The sequence below is a fragment of the Kitasatospora sp. NPDC056651 genome (assembly GCF_042792155.1).
GTDB lineage: Bacteria > Actinomycetota > Actinomycetes > Streptomycetales > Streptomycetaceae > Kitasatospora.
Genome location: NZ_JBHTWX010000248.1, coordinates 1 through 411, shown reverse-complemented (window position 1 = coordinate 411; position 411 = coordinate 1). Strand labels below are relative to the sequence as shown.

At 68.6% G+C, this 411-nt stretch carries 2 protein-coding genes; both read left to right on the top strand.

Annotated features, from left to right (window positions below):
* The first annotated feature begins 24 nt into the window (after nt 1–24).
* Nucleotides 25–135, top strand: a complete 111-nt coding sequence (locus ACFRAR_RS38775; protein WP_380705159.1) for a DUF397 domain-containing protein — start codon at nt 25–27, stop codon at nt 133–135.
* A 70-nt stretch (nt 136–205) separates the two neighbouring features.
* The coding region (locus tag ACFRAR_RS38770; protein WP_380705153.1) for a DUF397 domain-containing protein at nt 206–411 on the top strand (206 nt) is incomplete at its 3' end.

Sequence of the window (411 nt, the reverse complement as noted above, 5' to 3'; positions counted from 1 at the left end):
GTCGCCGACGGCTTCACTGGCCTGATGCCGGTCCGGGATTCCAAGGACCCCTCCGGCCCGGCCCTCCACTTCACCACCCCCGCCTGGCAGGCCTTCGTCACCGCCATCCGCACCGGCGAGTTCGACACCCACTGACCCACGCTCCTACACAGGAAGTCGGCCCGGCCGACTTCCCACTCCACTGCCCGACCAGGAGGGAACCGTCATGAGCCACAACACTCCCACCACTTGGCGCAAGAGCACCTACAGCGGCCAGAACGGCGGAGCGTGCATCGAGGTCGCCGACGGCTTCACTGGCCTGATGCCGGTCCGGGATTCCAAGGACCCCTCCGGCCCGGCCCTCCACTTCACCACCCCCGCCTGGCAGGCCTTCATCACCGCCATCCGCACCGGCGAGTTCGACACCCACTG